Source organism: Clostridioides sp. LIBA-7602, from assembly GCF_056688945.1.
In genome coordinates this window covers 1,148,441-1,169,496 of record NZ_CP196991.1, presented here as the reverse complement: position 1 = coordinate 1,169,496, position 21,056 = coordinate 1,148,441, and the positions used below count along the sequence as shown (strand labels likewise).

The window sequence follows — 21,056 nt, the reverse complement described above, 5'->3', positions numbered from 1 at the left end:
TTTAATTTTTTAAAATTATCATCTAAAACTATCTTTTAACTATTAGAGTAGTTCCCATTCCACCACCTATACAAAGTGTAGCTAAACCAGTTTTAGCATCTCTTCTCTTCATTTCATATAGAAGTGTAGTAAGTATTCTTGCTCCTGAACAACCTATTGGATGCCCTATAGCTATTGCTCCACCATTAACATTAACTTTAGCCATATCTATATTTAAGTCTTTTACTACAGCTATAGATTGAGCAGCAAATGCCTCATTAGCTTCAACTAAATCTATATCTTCTATAGTCATATTAGCAGCTTCTAAAGCTTTTTTAGTTGCTGGAACTGGTCCATATCCCATTATCTTAGGGTCAACACCAGCTGTTCCATAAGAAACTATAGTAGCAAGAGGCTCTATTCCTAATTCTTCAGCTTTTTCCTTAGCCATTACTACTAGCATAGCAGCACCATCATTGATTCCTGATGCATTACCAGCAGTAACTGTTCCATCTTTCTTAAATGCTGGTCTTAATTTAGCAAGTTTTTCTATTGTAGTACCAGCTTTTATATATTCATCTTTATCTACTATAGTGTCACCTTTTCTACCTTTTATAACAACTGGAACTATTTCTTCGTCAAATTTTCCTTCAACTTGAGCTTTTTCAGCTTTATTTTGGCTTGCAAGAGCTAGTTCATCTTGTTCTTCTCTAGTGATATTCCATTGCTCTGCTATATTTTCAGCAGTAATACCCATGTGGTAGTTATTGAATATGTCTGATAATCCATCTTTTATCATTGAATCAACAAAAGCAGCATCACCCATTCTTGCACCGTATCTAGCACTTGGTACTAAATAAGGAGACATACTCATGTTTTCAGCTCCACCAACTAGCATTATATCAGCATCACCTAATGCTATAAGTTGAGATGCCATTGAAACAGATCTTAATCCAGAACCACAAACTATATTTATAGTCATAGCTGGTTTTTCTACTGGTATTCCTGCACCTAATGCTATTTGTCTTGCTACATTTTGTCCAAGACCTGCTGTAAGTACTCCTCCTAAAAGTGATTCATCTATCATATCTGGAGTTATATTAGCTCTTTTTATAGCTTCTTTAGCCGCTGTTATTCCTAAATCTACTGCTGAAACTGATTTAAATGCTCCTCCGAAACTTCCTACTGCTGTTCTAGCTGCACTGGCAATTACTACTTCTCTCATATTCATTACCCCCGTTAAATTAGATTTTTATCAGATTATCGAAATTGTTTTTTAAACAATACTATTTAAATTTCTAAATTCTTATTTATTGTAATCATAGAATCCTATCTTAGTTTTTCTTCCTAATTGATTAGCTCTAACCATTTTAGCTAAAAGTGGATGAGGTCTATATTTAGTATCTCCAAATTCAGTATATAGAACGTTCATTATAGCTAAAACAACGTCTAATCCTATTAAATCACCTAATGCTAATGGTCCCATTGGATGGTTTGCTCCTAATTTCATAGCTTCATCTATTTCTTCTTTACTTGCAACACCATCTGCATATATACCAACAGCTTCATTTATCATAGGTATAAGTATTCTGTTTACTACAAATCCAGGAGATTCAGATACATCTACTGGTACTTTATTGATACTCTTAGATAATTCAAATACTGTATCAAAAGTAACTTTTGATGTTAACTGTCCGCTTATAACCTCAACTAATTTCATCATAGGAACTGGATTAAAGAAATGCATTCCTATAACTTTATCTGGTCTAGTAGTAGAAGAAGCTATTTCTGTTATAGATAAAGATGAAGTATTTGTTGCTAAAATAGTGTCTTCTTTGCATAATTCATCTAATAATTTGAAAACATCTTTCTTTATGTTCATATCTTCTACAGATGCTTCGATTATTAAATCCATATCTTTTAGGTCTTCATAGTTAGTAGTTGAACTAACGTGACTTAATATTTCTGCTTTTGTAGCTTCATCCATTTTTCCTTTAGTAACTAACTTAGTTAAATTTTTATCTAATAAACCTAAACATTTATCTATGGCACCTTGAGTTCTACTCTTTAAACATACATCATGACCACAACTTGCAAAAGTTTGTACAATACCACTTCCCATAGTTCCACTACCTATTACAGCTAATTTCATAGTTATAACCTCCTGTTATTTTAGTATTTATATTCTGTTAACTAGATTAAAATATTGATTCAATCTAGTTAACAGCAAATATATTTTTAATTAGATTTTTTACCCTTTTATAAAGTTAGCTTCTCTTTTTTCAACAAAAGCTGACATTCCTTCTTTTTGGTCTTTAGTTGAAAAACAAAGACCAAATAAATTAGATTCTATATCTATTCCAGTATTTATATCAGTTTGAGCACCAAGTTGTATTGCTTCTTTAGAGTATCTAACTGCAAGCTGAGCATTTTTAGCTATTATCTTAGCTAATTTCTCAACCTCTTCCATTAAAACTTCTGGCTCAACAACTCTATTTACTAGCCCTATTTTTTCAGCTTCATCAGCTTTTATAACTTGACCTGTAAAGATTAATTCTTTTGCTTTTGCCATTCCAACCAGTCTTGTAAGTCTTTGAGTTCCACCATATCCTGGAGTTATTCCAAGAGTTACCTCTGGTTGCCCAAATTTAGCTTTAGCAGATGCAATTCTTATATCACATGACATTGCAAGCTCGCATCCTCCACCTAAAGCAAATCCATTTACAGCAGCTATTACTACTTTTTTACTATTTTCTATTTCTCCAAAAGCTTTGGCTCCTAAGCTACTAAAATCTTTAGCAGCTACAGCATCTAAATCTTTCATATATGCAATATCTGCTCCAGCTACAAATGCTTTTCCTTCCCCTGTCAATATTACAACATCAATAGTTTCATCATTATTAATATCTACAAATACTTCATAAAGTTCTTCTAAAGTTTTTGAATTTATTGCATTAAGGGCTTTAGGTCTATTCATTTTCACTGTACATATATTTCCATCTACTTCAACAGCTACATTCTCATAAACTTTAACATCACTTGTACTCATAATACCCTCCCCAAGAAATTAGTTAGCTAAAACTTCACCTTTTTCTTTTGCAACACTTAACTGACTGATAAGTTCTGGAAGTACTTTATGAACGTCTCCAACTATACCAACATCAGCATACTTAAATATTGGGGCTTCTGGATTTTTATTTATAGCAACTATAAACTCAGCATCTTCCATACCAGCTATATGCTGTATTGCTCCAGATATACCACAAGCTATATAAAGGTCTGGTCTTACAGTTTTACCAGTTTGACCAACTTGTCTTGCTTTGTCTAACCATCCTGCATCTATAGTGGCACGAGAACCAGAAACTTCTCCACCTATGATTTCAGCTAATTCATAAAGTATATCTAAGTTTTCTTTTCCACCCATTCCACGTCCAGCAGAAACTAATATCTTAGCATCTTCTATTTTAACTTGTTTTTTAGCTTCTTTGATTACTTCTACAACTTGAACTAATTTGTCAGCTTCAGTAAATTCTACTTTAAAACGATTAATTACAGCCTCTTTAGTTTCATCAATTTCATTTTTCTTCATAACACCTGGTCTAACTGTAGACATTTGAGGTCTAAAGTCTTTACAAACTATTGTTGCCATTATATTTCCACCAAAAGCAGGTCTTGTCATTAATAATAATTTTGTATCCTCAGCTACTGCAAGTCCTGTACAGTCAGCAGTAAGTCCTGTATGTATTCTAGCAGATACTCTAGGAGCTAAATCTCTACCTATTGAAGTTGCTCCAAATAATACAACTATTGGGTCAGCTGCTTTTATTGCTTCATAAGCTGCCTTTGTATATGGTTCAGTTGTATACAATGCTAAAGCTTCATCATCAACTACAATTACTTCATCTGCTCCATAATGTGCTAATGTATCTATTAAACCTTCTACTTTACTTCCTAAAAGTAATGCAGAAACTTTTGTATCATAATCTTTTGCTATTTCTGTAGCCTTTCCTAGCAATTCTAAAGAAACGGTTTGAATTACATTTTCTCTTTGTTCTATTACTACTAAAACGTTACCCATTCTTTATCCCCCCTTAAATTATATGATAAACTTCTCTTTTAATTTATCTATTACAATTCCAGCTGATGTTTTTGCATCTTCATTGTATATTGTACCAGCTGGTTTAACTGATTTTGTAAATGATTTAAATACACTAGTTGGAGAACCTTTAAGACCTAAATTAGTAGGGTCAACTTCTATATCTTTTACAGTCCAAGTTTCTACTACATCATTTTCAAATGCATCGTATATTCTTCCAACCTTCATGTATCTTGGTGTGTTCATATCTTTAAGAGTTGTTATAAGGCATGGCATTTTAACTTTTAAGTCATGACAACAATCTTCAAATTGTCTTTTTACTAATACATATTCACCTTCAGTTTTTATTTCTTCAGCATATGTTATTGATGGAAGTTTTAAATGTTCAGCTATTTGAGGACCAACTTGTGCAGTATCTCCATCTATAGCCTGTCTTCCAGCTATTATAATATCAAAATCTATATTTTTTAATGCTCCTGCTAATGCTGATGAAGTCGCCCAAGTATCAGCACCTGCAAATGCTCTATCTGTTAATAATATTCCTCTATCTGCACCCATTGCTAAAGCTTCTTTTAAAGCCATATCTGCTTGAGGAGGTCCCATTGTTATAACAGTTACATTAGCACCCATTTCTTCTTTTAATTTTATAGCTTCCTCTAGACCTGCTTTATCATCAGGGTTTATTATACTTGGTACTCCATCTCTAATTAAAGTACCTGTATTAGGATCTAGTTTAACTTCTGTTGTATCTGGAACTTGTTTTATACAAACGACTATATTCATAAATCCTTCCTCCATATCTATTTTAATATCGACCTATTGTGTATATTTTAATATTTATCTATTTTAATAATTTTCCTGAAATAACCATTCTTTGAACTTCACTAGTTCCTTCATATATTTCAGTTATCTTAGCATCTCTCATCATTCTTTCTACTGGATAGTCACGAGTGTATCCATATCCACCATGAAGTTGTACAGCTTTTGTAGTAACTTCCATAGCTGTTTCAGCTGCAAATAGTTTTGCCATTGCTGCTTCTACTCCATAAGGTTTTCCTTCATCTTTGTTTATAGCTGCTTGATATACAAGATGTCTAGCCGCTTGTATTTTAACTTCCATATCAGCTAATTGGAATTGTGTATTTTGGAATTTTGATAGTGGTCTACCAAATTGTACTCTTTCTTTTACATATTTAACTGTTTCATCAAGAGCTCCTTGTGCTAAACCTAAAGCTTGTGCTGCTATACCAATTCTACCACCATCAAGAGTAGACATTGCTATTTTAAATCCTTGTCCTTCTTTTCCAAGTAAATTTTCTTTAGGTATTCTACAATCTTCAAATATTAATTCACTAGTAGCTGAACCTCTTATACCCATTTTCTTTTCTTTAACCCCAAAGCTAAATCCAGGAGTTCCTTTTTCAACTATAAATGCTGATATTCCTCTATTACCTTTAGATTTATCAGTCATTGCCATTACTACATATATGTCACCAGCTATTGCATTTGTTATAAATATTTTTGAGCCATTAAGTATGTATTCATCTCCATCTAAAACAGCAGTTGTTTGTTGTCCAGATGCATCTGTACCAGCATTAGGTTCAGTAAGACCAAAAGCTCCTAATTTTTCTCCACTTGCTAATGGCTTTAAGAATTTTTGTTTTTGTTCTTCGTTTCCATATTGATATATAGGCCAAGAACCAAGAGATGTATGAGCTGATAAGATAACTCCTGTAGTACCACAAACTCTAGACAATTCTTCAACTGCCATTATATATCCTACAGTGTCTCCACCTTCTCCACCATACTCTTTTGGATATGGTATACCTAACATTCCTGCTTTTGCCATTTTTTCCACTGTTTCATAAGGAAATCTTTCTTCTTCATCAAGTTCTGTTGCTAAAGGTTTAACTTCATTTTCAGCGAAGCTTACATATAGCTCTTTAAGCATCTGATATTTTTTAGAATTTAAATCCATAATAGCCTCCTCAGTATTTTATAAATATTTTATTTTCATTTATTAATTAAAATCTCGGCAGCATCTATAATAAAGTATTTGAATATACGTCGAGAAATTTATAACCGTAATTAAAGTCCGCCCTATATTTATATGTAATTATGCTAACCAATTATGACATTAATTTAATTATAAATTGTTAATTTAAAATCAACTACACTTAAAAAAAATCTCGCTTTTTGGAATTTTGTGAAATTTCAAGCTAAAATAAGATTTCTTTCACAATGGTTATAGACAAAATAATTTGTTTACGATTTTTATCTTAGGGTATATTAGTTAGTAAACATTGTGTATATATCTACTTCTTAGCAGTATACAAAAAAAATTTTATCGTATCAAAATTATTTTAATAGAGCTAAATAATCATATTTTTCTGTGATTATTTTTTGTTTTTAAATATCTTACATCTATAATACTATCACTCAGAGGATAATTTTTCAATAATTTCTAATTATTTTTTTAACAATATTTACTACATTTTTTCTATTTTTTTGTCATTTTTTTTTAATTTTGAAGAAAAATCAGAATTTTTTAACTTTATTTTGGATTATTAGTTTAAATTAGATTTTCCTCCTAGATTTATAAATATTTCATCAAAAAAACTACCCCTGTATAAATTGTATACAGAGATAGTTTTTTACTAATTTCTACTATAGTTTACTATATTTTTTACCAATTCTTACAAACGTCTACCCATTTTTCACAATTAGAAAATTTATCCATTTCCTCACATGTAAGCTCTATTGCTGAATTACTACTTCCACATGCAGGGAATACTGTATCAAATCTTTTCATTGAATCGTCTAAGTACACTTTTAGAGAATTTTTTAATCCAAATGGACAAACACCACCAATAGCATGTCCAGTAAACTCTAAAACTTCTTCTGGTGTTAACATTTTTGCCTTACAGTTAAATTCAGCCTTATATTTTTTATTATCAATCTTAGCATCACCAGCTGTTACAATCAAAATTGCATCATCACCTATCTTAAATGAAAGTGTCTTAGCTATTCTTGCTGGAATAACTCCTGCTGCTTCAGCTGCAAGTTCTACAGTAGCACTAGATTGTTCAAACTCCAATATACTATCTTCTCTTCCAAAACCTTTAAAATACTCCCTTACATTACTTATTGACATCAAATACCCCTCCTACTCTGAATGTTTATAGATTTTTTATTATTCTTAATTATATCTATGATTGGTTAATTTTTCAATTTTTTAAAATCACTCCATAATAGTAGCTTTCCATACATCATTATTTTTTCCAACTACTAGATATAAACCTTTTGCCATTGGAATATCGACAATATATTCTCCCCTATATTCGACACTCATCCCAGACTGACTAAAGTACCTATAATCAAAATTTAATCCTTTTGGAATTATAAAATCAACATAACCCTGATTATTTGGTTTTATACCATACTTTAGAGTTTTTTCAGTTATAGAATTTTTCTCATTAGATAACTCTATATTTACATATGAAGAACATTTATCTATTCCTTTTTTATTTTCTACACAGCTTTCAAACTTCATTTTAGCACTGCTTAACCTATAGCTATATCTACTATTATTGCTTATTTTAAATCTTACAATAGTACCAATATCTCTACTTCTTCTGCTATCAAAATCAAAACCAATTTCCTCTAAATGATTTATTTCATAATCTTTGACACTTACCATATCTCTATATACTAATTTATTTATAGCTATGAATAGTGTAAAAATCCCCAAAATAAAAAATGAAACCTTTATAAACTTATTCATTTCTAGTCTCCTTATATTTTGTGCTATTGTGCTATAATATTAATTAAAATTTTAATAATTAAACTTATTCTTTTTTGAAATCCTAATAGAAAAATACATCGATATTATAAAAATTATTATTGTTAAAAAAGTCATACTATATAGGTTTATATATTTAGTATTAGCCATATCAGTTACATAATTTGAAAGATACACTCCTCCAATTTTACTATAATTAAAATGCTTTACCTGATATACAACCATGCTAATTGTCTTCAAAAGACCTCCATATACAAAATAGATTAATATACTTATCATTAGACCACAAACTTTCATTTTGCCATATCCAAATTTAAAAATTAAAGGAAGTAAAATTGCCAAGATTGCTAAAAATATATTTACAGAGAAAAATACATCATTTAAAACCATATTTCTGAAAAATACTAGTGATGTCAATTTACTTACTAAAGATACAAATGTTGTCACAGAAATTATCAAACCCACACCCAGTAAATATTTTGAATAGACGACATCTTCTATACTAACTGGCATACTTCTTATAAAAATCCTTGAATCATTTTCATAATCACACTCAAATGTATTTATAAACACCAAATAACTTACAACAATGCTTACTGTGTAATATGAAATTGAGTTAAGGAAAAAATAAAAAACAAAAAATAATACTATGTACTTTAAATTGCGAATACCATCTGAACTAATTCCTATTATTAAATCCTTCCTTATTAAATTGAACATTATTTCACCTCATTTACATAATAATACATTAGTTCTTCTATAGTAGGATTTTTGACCTTATGTTTATCAATTTCTACCAACAAACTTTTTATTTTTAAACTATCTCCAACTTTAACAAGTGCCTCATTGTAATATTTATACTCTTTCACACCAACTATATTTTCTTTAATTGCTTCTAATTCTGCCTTATTTGCTCTAATTATTTTATATTCTTGTTCTATTAACTCTTTCTTAACTGTAAAAATCTGATTTCCTTTATTTATAAAGACAAGATAATCAGCTACCTTAATTAAATTATCAGTGTTGTGAGTGGAAATTATTACACTGCTGTTTCCATTTTTTACAAAATCTTTTAAGTATTGCATTATTTCAGTTCTTACTATTGGGTCTATTCCAGCAGTTGGTTCATCCAAAATCAATAATTTAGCATTATGACTAAGTGCATTTGACAGCATAAGTTTCTCAGATTGACCTTTAGACAAATTCTTAATATGCATATGTTCTTCTATCTCAAACTTTTTAAGATATTCATCAAATCTTTCTCTATCAAAATCACTATAAAATAATGATACTATTCTTCTAAATTCTTTAACCTTTAAATGTGGATAAAATTGTAAAGAATCATATACAAAACCAATATTGTTTTTAAAACTTATTGGAGAATCGTCAATAGTTTCATTACAAAGTTTAATTTCACCTTCATCTGCATCAATAATCCCCATTATAATTTTTATTAAAGTCGTCTTTCCTGAACCATTTGGACCTATAATTCCAACAATATCCCCTTCTTTTAGCTCCAAGTTTATATTATTCAACTTGAATTTACCTAATTTTTTTGTGATATTCTTTACTTCAAACACATCTTCACCTCTTATGTATTTTTTATACCCGCCTATACATATTTTAACACATTCACAACAAGCTAGGTCATTTATAAATTTATAAATTAAGAATTATAAAACTATGTTATAATACAAAGTATGAAGAGGTGAATATATGAAAAGAATTATAACTATAAATACAAACCAATTAAATAAGTCCCTTGAGACTAAAGAACTCTTAACTAGAAAACTTATCAATGCTGGCTTTGAAGTGTATTCAGATATTTATCCAGATACAGAGCTCATTATATCAATTGGCGGTGATGGCTCTTTTTTAAGGACAGTTAGAGATTTCGATTTTCCTGAAATTCCTATAATGGGTATAAATACAGGACATCTAGGTTTTTTTCCTGATATTTTACCAGATAAAATCGATAACTTTATTGAAGCTTATCTAAAAAAAGATTATATTATTCAAGAAATGTCACTTCTTAATGCTGAAGTATATACAACTACTAGTGGTTCTAACATGCTTGCTGTAAATGAGGTTGTTATAAGAGGGGACAAGTCTAGAACTATACACCTAAATTTAAGCCTTGATAATAGACATATACAAAATTTTAGTGGAGATGGTATGATTATTTCTACTTCCACAGGTTCAACAGCCTATAACTATTCTGCTGGAGGTAGTATCGTTGATATAAATCTTGAACTTATGCAGATTACACCTTTACATCCCATAAACACCAACGCATATAGGTGTTTTACATCAAGTATAATATGTTCCAATGAATCTATTATAAAAATTGCACCAGAATACAGATTTGAAGATTCTGTATTAATTGTAGTTGATGGAGTTGAACACAGATTTAGACAAATCGAAAATATAAAAATTAGTATATCTGATGCAAAAATAAAATTACTTAGAATGTCAAATTACGAATTTTGGCATAGAGTATCTGAAAAATTTTTATAGACTGCACTTAGGAGGATTTTTAATATGAAAATAGGAATAATGAGTGATACTCATGGTAGCTTGCTTTACTTTGAAAAAGCATTAAATGTATTGTCTGATTGCGATATTCTCTTACATGGTGGAGATGTCCTATATCATGGACCTAGAAATGATATTCCAGAAGGATACAATCCTAAAAAATTTATCGAAGTATTAAACAAGTTAGAAAATATTGTGATTGTAAAAGGAAACTGTGATGCAGATGTTGACCAGATGGTAATAGAACATCCTATTCAAAGTCCTTATGTTATGAGCCAATTTGGTGAAATTAGAATTATATTAAATCATGGTTATACAGAATCAGAGGAAGAAATCGTTGATAAAGCAAAAAAAATGGGTGCTGACATATTAGTTTTAGGACATACTCATGTAAAGAAACTATATATGGATGATAATTTAATAGTTATAAATCCAGGAAGTACTTCTATCCCTAAAGATGGAAGCCATTCTGTAGCAATTATAGATATTATAAAAACTGATGATGAAGATGAACTTGAACTTGATATCAACTTAGTTGACATCAATACTGGAAATATAATAAATATTAATGAATAATAAACTTTGAATAAAAATAAATCAAACTTAATCTGTTAAATTAACAATAAAAAACAAGTAAACTACGCTATTTATATCTCAATTAGAAATTTAAAAGATAGTACCTTAAAATTCTAAATTAAATATAACTTAGTTTACTTGTTTTTTTATATATTCTTATGGATCTACTATATTATTGTAATGCTAATGCTTCTGTATATGGTTTACTATTCTTACCTCCACCAACTTGTACAAATTTATCAGCCTTTACTTTTTTTATAAAATTTTTCTGTGCACTACTTAAACTGCCACTTGCAAGTATTACAGGTGATTTACTCTTCGATGCTAATACTCCAGCAGCAAGTCCATCAACTAAATCAGCTTCTCTTCCACTTCCATCTTTTGCAAAATACATATTATTAACCTTACTTAATTTTCCATAAAACTTTTCTAATACTTTGGCATTTGTATCTTTTCTATCTGTACCAGCTAATCTTTCTGAATTTACTAATTGCCCTTCAAGTTTTTTACTTATACTATATTCTCCACCTACTATGTATGTCTCATTTGAGTTTTGTGTAATAAAACTCTTTGCTTCACTTCCTATACTATCTTTACTTGTGTATATTATAGCCACATTATCACTTGCTGCTGGACTTGATATTGAAGTCGCATCTGCTAGACCATTATATCCATTGACTACAGCTACTTTTGAAACACCTAAATCCCCTGTATCATCCAATTGCTTAGTAAGAAGTAAAGAAGTCTCTTCTCTATCTGCTCCACCAATACGACTTACTAACACTCCCATATCTTCAAGAGATTCTTTTACACTTGATGAAATAGCTCCTTCACTTCCAATTAAAATAACTTCTTCTGGATTGAGTCTTTTTATTTCATCTTCCACATTATATGGTATGCTGTTTTTATTGGTAAGTAATATTGGCGCATCCAATTTACTTGCTAAAGGAGTTGAAGCCAATGCATCTGGTAATGAATTTGAATTTACTAGAAACACTCTCTCTGAACCATTATTCCATCCACTTTGAGATATTTTTATGGCTGTATCAAATCTATCTTCACCAATCAACGTTTCTCCTTTTGGAGATTTTCTGTTTTGAAGATAATGATTTACACCTTTCTCTGTATTTTTACTACTAGTGTCTGCATATACACAACTAGGCATCATAATACCCACTACAAGTGCAAATGCTATTATTTTTTTAGATTTAATTTTCAATATAATTCCCCCTTTTTAAAAGTTAATACCTATTGATATCCATACCTCTTATTGATACCCACAATTAAGAATAATTATCTTTTATAAAAATAATTATAAAAATAGCTACATCATCTCAAATACAATACAAACTTATAATCAGTTTGACTTATAAAGAATGATATAGCTATTATAACTTTAAATGATTAGTTTTTAAATACTTTTTAACTAAACTCTTTCAGCATATTTTTCAGCTATTCTTATAATTAATTTAGTCGCTTTCTCCATAGAACTAACTGGTATACATTCATTTTTACCATGGAAGTTTAATCCTCCAGTAAATATATTTGGACAAGGTAATCCATTAAAAGATAATCTCGCTCCATCAGTCCCACCTCTTACAGGAACTAGACGTGGCTTTATACCTAATTCCTCCATAGCATCTTTAGCTATATCAACTATGAACATAACTGGTTCAATTTTTTCTTTCATATTATAATAAGAGTCTTTTAAGTCTAATTCTACTCTATTGTCATATTTCTTATTTATTTTTTCTATATTTTCTATCATAATAGACTTTCTCTGTTCAAACTTTTCTTTACAATGGTCTCTAATAATATAAGCCATACTTACATTTTCAACATTTCCACCTATAGAATTTAGATGCCAAAAACCTTCATATCCCTCTGTTGTTTCTGGTCTTTCATCTGCTGGAAACATTTCTGATATTTCAGCAGCTATATGTATAGCATTTACCATTTTATTTTTAGCTGACCCTGGATGAACATTTCTACCATGTATAGTGATAGTTGCATTTGCTGCATTGAAGTTTTCACACTCAAGTTCGCCAACTATTCCTCCATCCAAAGTGTATGCATATTTTGCTCCAAATTTTTCAACATCAAATAAATCAGCACCTCTACCAATTTCTTCATCAGGTGTGAATCCTATTTTTATGTCTCCATGTTTAATTTCTGGATGATTTATTAGATATTCTATTGCAGTTACTATCTCAGCTATACCAGCTTTATCATCAGAACCAAGTAAAGTTGTTCCATCAGTAACTATTAAATCATCTCCCTTAAATTCTTCTAATTCTGGAGAATCACTTATATACGTAACAACATTTAATTCTTCATTTAAAACTATATCTTTTCCGTCATAGTTTTCTATTATTCTTGGTTTGATGTCTTTTCCACTAACATCTTCAATTGTATCTAAATGTGATATGAATCCTATAGTATCCACACCATCAGTGTTTCCTTTTAAAGTAGCCATTATATAACTATTTTCATCTAAACTTACATCATCAATACCCATTGATTTTAGCTCTTCAACTATATACTTAGCTAAAACCCTTTGCCCTTCTGAAGATGGACAATTTTCACATTGAGAATTAGATGTTGTATCAAATGATACGTATTTTAAAAATCTTTCTACTACTTTTTGTTTCACGTATATACCCTCTTTCTTATACTATTAATGAAATTTTTTATTTATTAGTGAATAAAATTTTATTTTTTAAAATTTCTGACTTACTATAATTAAAAAATATCCACCTTCTTAAGTATATCATGCATACATACCAAACCCAAACAAAAAATTACGCCAATTATTCCTTTTACTTGGATTCCAATAAAAATTGCAGAAAGCGTCGCAAGTGGATTTAATCCAACATTTACTGATACTAGTTTAGGTTCTAGTATTTCTCTAATTAAAGATAAGATAAAAAATATTACAGTCATACTTATAGCTATAAAATAATTTTTTATAAGAAAATAGTAAACAATCACTGGAAGGTATATTGTTATAATACCTAGAAATGGAATTAAATCCATTAAAGCTCCCACAAACCCTACTATCAAACCATATTTCAATCCAAATAAAGCAAAACTCCCCCAGATTGCAAAAAATGTTATAGCCATGAGTATTGTATAAGCCCTTATATATCCAACAAGAGAAAGACCTGCTTCTTTTTTTACGTTTTTTACCTTCTTTCTAACATCAGTAGTAAACATATTGTAAAAATTATTTTCAATTTTATCTAAATCTTTTGCTATAAAATATGTAGCAATAAACAAAGTAATTATAAATATTATAATATATGGGATGGAAGTAGCTAATCCAAGAATACTTGTAAGAAGATTTTTTGTAATTTGCATCACTTCACCACTAAATTTATTTACTAATTGCTCTACATCAAAATTAGCTATTTCTTGAAATGTTTTCATAAAATCATTTATTTTATTTAAGAAATACATAATAGTATTGCTTATATCTTCAGGATTAGTAGATATGTTATTTAAAAATCCCATTAGTTCTTTTACTGAGTTTATTACTATTATTGTAGTAACTGTACTCACTATGGCAACTGCAAGAAAACTTAGAACTAGTGTAGATACACCTTTGTTTATGTGGAACTTATTTTCTAATTTTTGTGATATAGGATTAATCATAAGTGCTATTATACCACCTAAAAAAAATGGAGCTATGTATGGAAAAGCTTTATAAATAAAAATAAATAAAAATGTATATATACAAAAAAAGATAGTATTATTTTTTAATTTGTATAAGAAATTATTCTCTAGTATGCTCATCTTAAAAATCTCCTTTCTTCTAATTTATATTTTTATTTTGTCCATTTCATACTAGTTTTATTTGAATATAAAATAAAAATAAGTGCATGTAATATAAAATTTAACTTTTATATTACATGCACTTATAATATTTAAGAACATTATCACATTATGTATATATTCTTATTTTTTTAATTCTATTTTTTTCTATACTCTCTATACAAAATCTTATATTATCGACTTCAATTACTTCATTCTCTTCTGGCAATCTGCTCAAATGTCCAATTATAAATCCACCTATAGAATCAAATTCTTCAGATTCTAAGTTTACACCAATAAGTTCATTAACATCACCAATTTTAGTACTTCCATCTACAATATACTCATCTTCTTTTATAACCTGTATTTCATCTTCTTCTTCATCATATTCATCCTCTATATCGCCAACAATCACTTCTACTAAATCTTCTATAGTTAGAAGTCCAGATGTTCCACCATACTCATCTACAACTATGGCCATTTGGCTTTTTTCAAGCTTCATCTCTTCAAGAAGTTGTGTTATTTTTTTGAATTCATATGTGAAAAAAGGCTCTCTCATATAGTTTTTAATGTCAAATGATTCTATTTCTTCATCTGATAAAAATATAATGTCTTTTATATTAAGTATTCCTACAATATCATCTATAGTCTCTTCATACACAGGCATTCTACTCAATTTTTCAGTTTTAAATACCTGTATTATCTCATCATAACTATCTTCCATATCTATAGCTACCATATCTATTCTTTGTATCATTGCATTTTTAGCTTGCATATCTCCAAATTCAAATACATTATTTATGATTTCTCTTTCTTCCATTTCAAGGACGCCTTCTTCATGGCTTACATTTACCATGGTTTTTAATTCTTCTTCAGTTATGAATGATTTGGCTCCTTTATTTGTTATACCGAATAATTTAAATATAACACTTGTGATTATGTTAAATACCCATACTATTGGTCTTAATATAAATATAATTACTTTTATAGGTTTGGATACTAATAGAGAAACCTTTTCTGAATTACTTGCTGCTATTGTCTTTGGAGTGATTTCACCAAATATTAATACTAACACTGTCATAACAGCTGTAGCAAGTGCAACTCCTTTTTCTCCCATTAATCCTATAAATAAAGATGTTGATATGGATGTTGCTGCTATATTTACGACGTTATTTCCAACTAATATAGAACTTAAAAGTTTATTTGGATTTTCTATTAATGAACTTACTAACTTAGCTCCTTTAACTCCTTCATCTTGCATATATCTGATTCTGATTTTACTCAATGACATTAAAGCCGTTTCAGATGCTGAGAAAAATGCAGACCCCATAAGTAATACTATTAAAAATATAATCTGAATCAAATTATTGGGCGATTCCAACACTTACCACACTCCTAATTACATGTTTTTATATTAATATTAATTATAAATAACTTTAATATTAGTTTTAATTATATCACAATTATATATTTTTTGGAAATATTAGATAATATATTCAATTAACATATGTTTTTAACTATATTCAATTTTTACTTGAGAACCTACTCCAGCCTCACTAGATGAAACTATTAACTTAACAGGAACTCTATTTTTAAGTTCCTCGACATGACTTATTATACCCACACTTAGATTATTACTATGCAATCTTTCCAAGGATTCTATAACAATTTCTAAAAGTTCACTGTCTAGTGAGCCAAAACCTTCATCTAAAAAGAAGAATTCTAGAGGTGCACTTCCCTTTAATTGTATCTGAGATGAAAGAGCAAGTGCTAGTGATAGAGAAGTTAAGAATGTTTCTCCACCAGATAGGGTATCAATACTTCGTCTTTCTCCTCCATTAAAATTATCTCTCATTACAAAATTCAGTGTCGAATCAATTTCAAGTGCATATCTTCCTTTTGTTATTCTTTCCAATCTTTTTGATGCTTCCAAAGCGATATATTTTAATTGGTTTGTAGAAACATATTCTACAAACTTATTTCCTTGCACACATTTATCTAATTCCTCTAATAAATCTACCTGATGTTCAACCACTTTAAGTTCTTTATTAAAATCATTTATCTTATCTAAAGAGTCTTTTAATGTTATTAGCTTATTTTGATTAGCTCCAATATCTTTCGATATATTACCTATCTCAACTTTTAGATTATAAATCTCGTCTTTTAATTGCTCAAAGTATTCCTTCTTTACAGTCCTTCCATTTAACTTTTCTTTTGATGACTTTATTTTAAATGTCAATAATTTTTGTTCTTCTTCATACTCTAATATCTCTTCAATTAATTTTTTTATTTCATCGCCATCTAATAAAGCTCTCTTTACTGCATATATACTTTCAAATTTATTTTCTGCTAGTAATCCATTTAATATTAATTTTTGTTCTTTATATTGCTCTCTAGCTGTTTTAAGCCTACCATCTATATTGTGTTTTTCAGCAATATTTTTTTCATACTCTAATCTTTGCTCTTCTAATTTTTTTCTACTTGATTCTTCTTGTTCTAATATCTTACATATATTTTCTTCAACATTATGTAAAAGATTTTTAGGCAAATCACCCTTAGTTATGTTAATAACTTCTTTATACTTATTTTCTCTATGCACTTTTTTTTCTACATATAATTCTCTAGCTCTTATTAACTCTATCTCTATCTCATGTAGTTTACTTTCATTTTCTCTTATTTTAAGGTCTAATGAGTCTCTATTTTTTAACAACTTTGAGTATCCAGTGCTTAATAATTCTAATTTTTTTTCATTTTCTCTTATTTCTTCTACCTTTGATGATAAATTAGAAACTTTAGTAATCGTCTTTAACCCTATATACTCCTGTTTTAGTTTTCTACATTTATTTTCTAGACTTTCTATCTCTGTATTTAAGTCTCTCGTTAATTTCTTATAGTTATTCAAGCTTTCTTTTATTTTTAATTCTTCTTTTTCAACCTTATTCTTTTCTTCTTTAACCAAAGTTATCTTATTTTCGGTATCTTCTTTCTCTTTCTCCCATTCTTGAATGTTAGATTTAAGCAAAGCAAGTTTTCTTTGTTCGTCATCAAGCTTTTTTAATAATTGACTAGATGGAATATCACCTAGCTTTCCTTTTACATCTTCCAATTCTTTAGTTTTCATTTTTTCTACAGACAAATATCCACTTACTTTAGCATTTAATTCCTCTATATTGCGTCTTATACTTAATTTTTCTTTTTCCTGTTTCTCTAGTTTTTCTTTGACAAAAGCTATATTTTCATCATATTTGGTTATATTATGGTTTTCATGATGTTTTGACCCACAAACTGGGCATGGCATATTTTCTTTTAACTCACGTCTAAGTTCAGATGCTAAATTTAAATATTTTAGTTCTTCTAGCTCTTTTTCCAAGTCTTCTCTGTTTTTTCTATTATTTTCAAGTTTCTCATTTAGTAAATTTATTTCTCTTTCAGTATTAAACTTGCTTTCTAGTACTATCTTTAATTCATCTTGTATACTATTCTTCTTAATTTCATTTTCTTTAGTATTGTTTGCTTTATTTCTTAATTCAGTTACATATTCAGATTTTAAAAGTAAATCTGCACTCTTACCAGGACATTTTTTAAGAAGAACATCTAAGTGAAGAGATAAATTGTCTAAATTACGTTTTGTATCATTTTTATCTTTATCAATATATCTGATTTTTAAATTTATGTCTTCTGTCTCTTTTAGTATTTCTTCTAGTTTATTTATTTTTTGATTCTTCTCTTCTAAGACCTTATTATAATCTTTCTCATATTCATATGCTAAAAATATCTTTTGCTTTAATTCAGCACTTATATTTACTTTATCAATTTTTCCTTCAACTTCTTTTATGGACTTAATTACTGCATCTTTTCTAGATTCAGCCTCTTGTTTTACTTTTTCTAATTCTACTTTATTCTTATTTAAATTAATTCCATTTTCTTTTAACTCTTTTAACTCTTTATCCAGTAAAACTAACTCCTCTTCTAGTTTTATTGCCTGTTGTAACCTTATTTTTTCTTCACTTAACTTAGGGACTTCTTCATTTTTAATTCTACTTATTTTTTCATATCTATTTTTTATGACCTCAAGTTCTTGATTTAATATCACTAATTTCTTTTCTAAATTATTTACAGTAAAGCTATCTTCATTTATTTTTTTTTCTAGATTTTGAACAGAGCCTATGTATGGGTCTACTTTTCTTGCATTATTATCACTTTCTACAGTAGTAGTTTTTTCCTTTATCTCGTTACTTTTTAAATTAAGTTCATTTTTTCTACTCTCATTTTTCTCTAATTTTAATTGCTCTTCATATACTGCCTTACTCTCTTCATAGGATTTCTGAGCCAAATCTAAAGCTTTATTCTTCTCTTTTTCTATTTGTTTTAATTCTATTAATTCTTGGTTTATATTGTTGTATACTTCTTCTGTAATTCCATCATATTGACTTAATTTTGATTTTAAATCTTTTAAATTTTGTAAATGTAGATTTTTTCTCTTTTTTACTTTTTCTCCAAGACTTCTTCCATATTTCTCAAGATTGAAAATTCTCTCTAGCATATCTCTTCTATCCGCACGTGACAATCTTAGAAACTCATTAAATTTATCTTGTGGCAAAACTACTGACCTAGTAAAATCATTAGCTGTTAATCCTACAACTTGAGCTACTTTTTCATTCACTTCCACAACCTTATCAGCTAAAACATTTTTAGTATTGTCATTCAATATCTCTATTAATCTAGCATTAGAAGTCTTTGTCCCTGTTTTACTTCTAGCAATAGTCCTATCTACAATATACCTTCTTCTAGTATTTTTACTTCCTATCTCAAATTCATACGATATAATTGCCTTATCACATACGCTATTTATATATTCTTTTGTATTTCTGGATATATTTCCATACATAGCAATGGTTATTGCATCTAAAATTGTAGATTTTCCACTTCCAGTAGTTCCAAATATCCCAAACAAACCTCTTTCAATTAGCTTTTCAAAGTCTATAACTTGTTTATCAATGTAGCTATTAAGTCCTGTAACTTCTAACCTAATTGGTCTCATCTGCTGATTCACCCTCTTCACTTATTATATCTAGAAACAAATCCATAAGCTCCCCTTTTGGCTCTACACCCCTACTAAAAGAATAAAATTCTTTAAATAACTCTGCCATAGACTTTTCTTTTATATCTACACTTTCTTGTTCATAACAAGATGTTATTATTGGTTTTATTTCTATTATGTCTTTTAATAATTCCTTCATTTTTTTTATTTCATTCTGTGATATTATCTCATCGGTATTTATTTCAAAGTATGACCAAATATCTCTATCTTGATTTTGCTCACATATATCTAAAGCTTCTTCTATACCATTACATTTAAATACTTCTATAGGTTTATAATTATTAAAATATACTTCCTCGATTATTGGTTTTTCACCAGCTTTTATATCCACTATGTATGCACCTTTTGTATATGCTCTTTCATCTTTACTATATTGAAGTGGAGAACCTGAATAGTATGCATTTAAACGTTCAGAAGCTTTTTGTTGTTTATGCAAATGTCCTAATGCAGTATATTGAGCTTTTTCTGGTAAGTCTTTTCTTTCAACCAAAAAACTCCCCCCCAGTTGTATTGGTCTTTCTGATTCAGTACTCTCTCCACCTATTACAAATATATGTGATACTGCTATATTTATAGTATCACTTCTAAAATTTTCTTCTAAACTTTTAAATATATTGCCTACTTTTTCAGAATAAGTTTTTTGTTTTTCCAAATCATCTTCACTTGAAAAAACTTCATTTAACCTTTTTTCACTTGGATAAGGTAATGTAGCAATTACAACACTTTCTCCATTTATATCTAGTGTTGTGCATCCTTGTATTGAATCTGTTATTTCAAATCTTTCATACTTAGCTTTGGTTGTAGAACTTGATGGATATCCAAATATAAGTATTCCTTGTTCATGTGCTAGAGGTGTTATTGCAGAAAGTCTCTCTGGATTATCATGGTTTCCTGAAATTATTAATACACACCTTTGCCCATTATTAGCAAGTTTTGAAACAGTTTGATAAAACAGTTTTTCTGCTTGTGCTGGAGGATTCGAGGTATCATATATATCTCCCGCAATTACAACCATATCAATTTCATTTGATTCTACTATTTTTATAAATTCCTCACAAAACTTTGCTTGTTCCTCAATTCTAGAATGGCCCTCTAGGGATTTCCCTAGATGCCAATCTGATGTATGAATAAATCTCATCTTTTCCCCTTCCTCT

At 29.0% G+C, this 21,056-nt stretch carries 18 protein-coding genes; 2 read left to right on the top strand and 16 right to left on the bottom strand.

Annotated features, from left to right (window positions below; all coding sequences use genetic code 11):
• Window positions 1-28: 28 nt before the first annotated feature.
• The 10 genes from ACTG45_RS05590 to ACTG45_RS05545 form a co-directional block, all read right to left on the bottom strand.
• On the bottom strand, window positions 29-1,204 hold the full coding sequence (locus ACTG45_RS05590; protein ID WP_479919990.1) for an acetyl-CoA C-acetyltransferase: 1,176 nt from the start codon (window positions 1,202-1,204) through the stop codon (window positions 29-31).
• A gap of 81 nt (window positions 1,205-1,285) precedes the next feature.
• A complete protein-coding gene (locus ACTG45_RS05585; protein WP_021383883.1) occupies window positions 1,286-2,131 on the bottom strand; it encodes a 3-hydroxybutyryl-CoA dehydrogenase in 846 nt (281 codons plus the stop codon).
• 99 nt (window positions 2,132-2,230) lie between these two features.
• Window positions 2,231-3,028: an enoyl-CoA hydratase-related protein gene (locus ACTG45_RS05580; RefSeq protein WP_021383809.1), complete on the bottom strand. Its 798-nt coding sequence runs from the start codon at window positions 3,026-3,028 to the stop codon at window positions 2,231-2,233.
• An 18-nt stretch (window positions 3,029-3,046) separates the two neighbouring features.
• Window positions 3,047-4,057: an electron transfer flavoprotein subunit alpha/FixB family protein gene (locus tag ACTG45_RS05575; RefSeq protein WP_021383864.1), complete on the bottom strand. Its 1,011-nt coding sequence runs from the start codon at window positions 4,055-4,057 to the stop codon at window positions 3,047-3,049.
• 18 nt (window positions 4,058-4,075) lie between these two features.
• Window positions 4,076-4,858 carry an electron transfer flavoprotein subunit beta/FixA family protein gene (locus ACTG45_RS05570; RefSeq protein WP_021383832.1) on the bottom strand — a complete coding sequence of 261 codons (783 nt, stop codon included), beginning with the start codon at window positions 4,856-4,858 and terminating at the stop codon, window positions 4,076-4,078.
• A gap of 58 nt (window positions 4,859-4,916) precedes the next feature.
• Window positions 4,917-6,053, bottom strand: coding sequence for an acyl-CoA dehydrogenase (locus tag ACTG45_RS05565; RefSeq protein ID WP_021383893.1), 1,137 nt, complete (start codon window positions 6,051-6,053; stop codon window positions 4,917-4,919).
• A gap of 708 nt (window positions 6,054-6,761) precedes the next feature.
• Entirely contained in the window at window positions 6,762-7,229 is a 468-nt protein-coding gene (locus ACTG45_RS05560; RefSeq protein ID WP_021383817.1) for a YbaK/EbsC family protein, read from the bottom strand.
• Between the two features lie 87 nt (window positions 7,230-7,316).
• Entirely contained in the window at window positions 7,317-7,859 is a 543-nt protein-coding gene (locus ACTG45_RS05555) for a hypothetical protein (protein WP_021383911.1), read from the bottom strand.
• A gap of 51 nt (window positions 7,860-7,910) precedes the next feature.
• A complete protein-coding gene (locus tag ACTG45_RS05550; protein WP_021383894.1) occupies window positions 7,911-8,597 on the bottom strand; it encodes an ABC-2 transporter permease in 687 nt (228 codons plus the stop codon).
• Window positions 8,597-9,457 carry an ABC transporter ATP-binding protein gene (locus ACTG45_RS05545; protein WP_021383895.1) on the bottom strand — a complete coding sequence of 287 codons (861 nt, stop codon included), beginning with the start codon at window positions 9,455-9,457 and terminating at the stop codon, window positions 8,597-8,599. Before ACTG45_RS05545 ends, ACTG45_RS05550 begins: the two co-directional genes overlap by 1 nt.
• A gap of 136 nt (window positions 9,458-9,593) precedes the next feature.
• Here ACTG45_RS05545 and ACTG45_RS05540 point away from each other — a divergent pair, with 136 nt between their 5' ends.
• Together ACTG45_RS05540 and yfcE are read left to right on the top strand one after the other, a co-directional pair.
• Entirely contained in the window at window positions 9,594-10,394 is an 801-nt protein-coding gene (locus tag ACTG45_RS05540) for an NAD(+)/NADH kinase (protein WP_021383844.1), read from the top strand.
• A gap of 24 nt (window positions 10,395-10,418) precedes the next feature.
• The gene (gene yfcE / locus ACTG45_RS05535; RefSeq protein WP_021383861.1) at window positions 10,419-10,988 is read left to right on the top strand and encodes a phosphodiesterase; all 570 of its coding nucleotides are present in this window, start codon (window positions 10,419-10,421) and stop codon (window positions 10,986-10,988) included.
• Between the two features lie 172 nt (window positions 10,989-11,160).
• Here yfcE and ACTG45_RS05530 read toward each other — a convergent pair whose 3' ends face one another.
• The 6 genes from ACTG45_RS05530 to ACTG45_RS05505 all read right to left on the bottom strand — a co-directional run bounded on the left by ACTG45_RS05530 (window position 11,161) and on the right by ACTG45_RS05505 (window position 21,040).
• The gene (locus ACTG45_RS05530; RefSeq protein ID WP_021383877.1) at window positions 11,161-12,207 is read right to left on the bottom strand and encodes a cell wall-binding repeat-containing protein; all 1,047 of its coding nucleotides are present in this window, start codon (window positions 12,205-12,207) and stop codon (window positions 11,161-11,163) included.
• A 207-nt stretch (window positions 12,208-12,414) separates the two neighbouring features.
• On the bottom strand, window positions 12,415-13,641 hold the full coding sequence (pepT, locus tag ACTG45_RS05525; RefSeq protein WP_021383813.1) for a peptidase T: 1,227 nt from the start codon (window positions 13,639-13,641) through the stop codon (window positions 12,415-12,417).
• 89 nt (window positions 13,642-13,730) lie between these two features.
• On the bottom strand, window positions 13,731-14,783 hold the full coding sequence (gene ytvI / locus ACTG45_RS05520; protein WP_479919989.1) for a sporulation integral membrane protein YtvI: 1,053 nt from the start codon (window positions 14,781-14,783) through the stop codon (window positions 13,731-13,733).
• A gap of 148 nt (window positions 14,784-14,931) precedes the next feature.
• A complete protein-coding gene (locus tag ACTG45_RS05515) occupies window positions 14,932-16,185 on the bottom strand; it encodes a hemolysin family protein (RefSeq protein WP_052328874.1) in 1,254 nt (417 codons plus the stop codon).
• Between the two features lie 129 nt (window positions 16,186-16,314).
• Complete coding sequence (locus tag ACTG45_RS05510; protein WP_479919988.1) at window positions 16,315-19,842, bottom strand: AAA family ATPase; 3,528 nt, start codon at window positions 19,840-19,842, stop codon at window positions 16,315-16,317.
• The gene (locus tag ACTG45_RS05505) at window positions 19,829-21,040 is read right to left on the bottom strand and encodes an exonuclease SbcCD subunit D (RefSeq protein ID WP_479918352.1); all 1,212 of its coding nucleotides are present in this window, start codon (window positions 21,038-21,040) and stop codon (window positions 19,829-19,831) included. Before ACTG45_RS05505 ends, ACTG45_RS05510 begins: the two co-directional genes overlap by 14 nt.
• Window positions 21,041-21,056 lie beyond the last annotated feature (16 nt).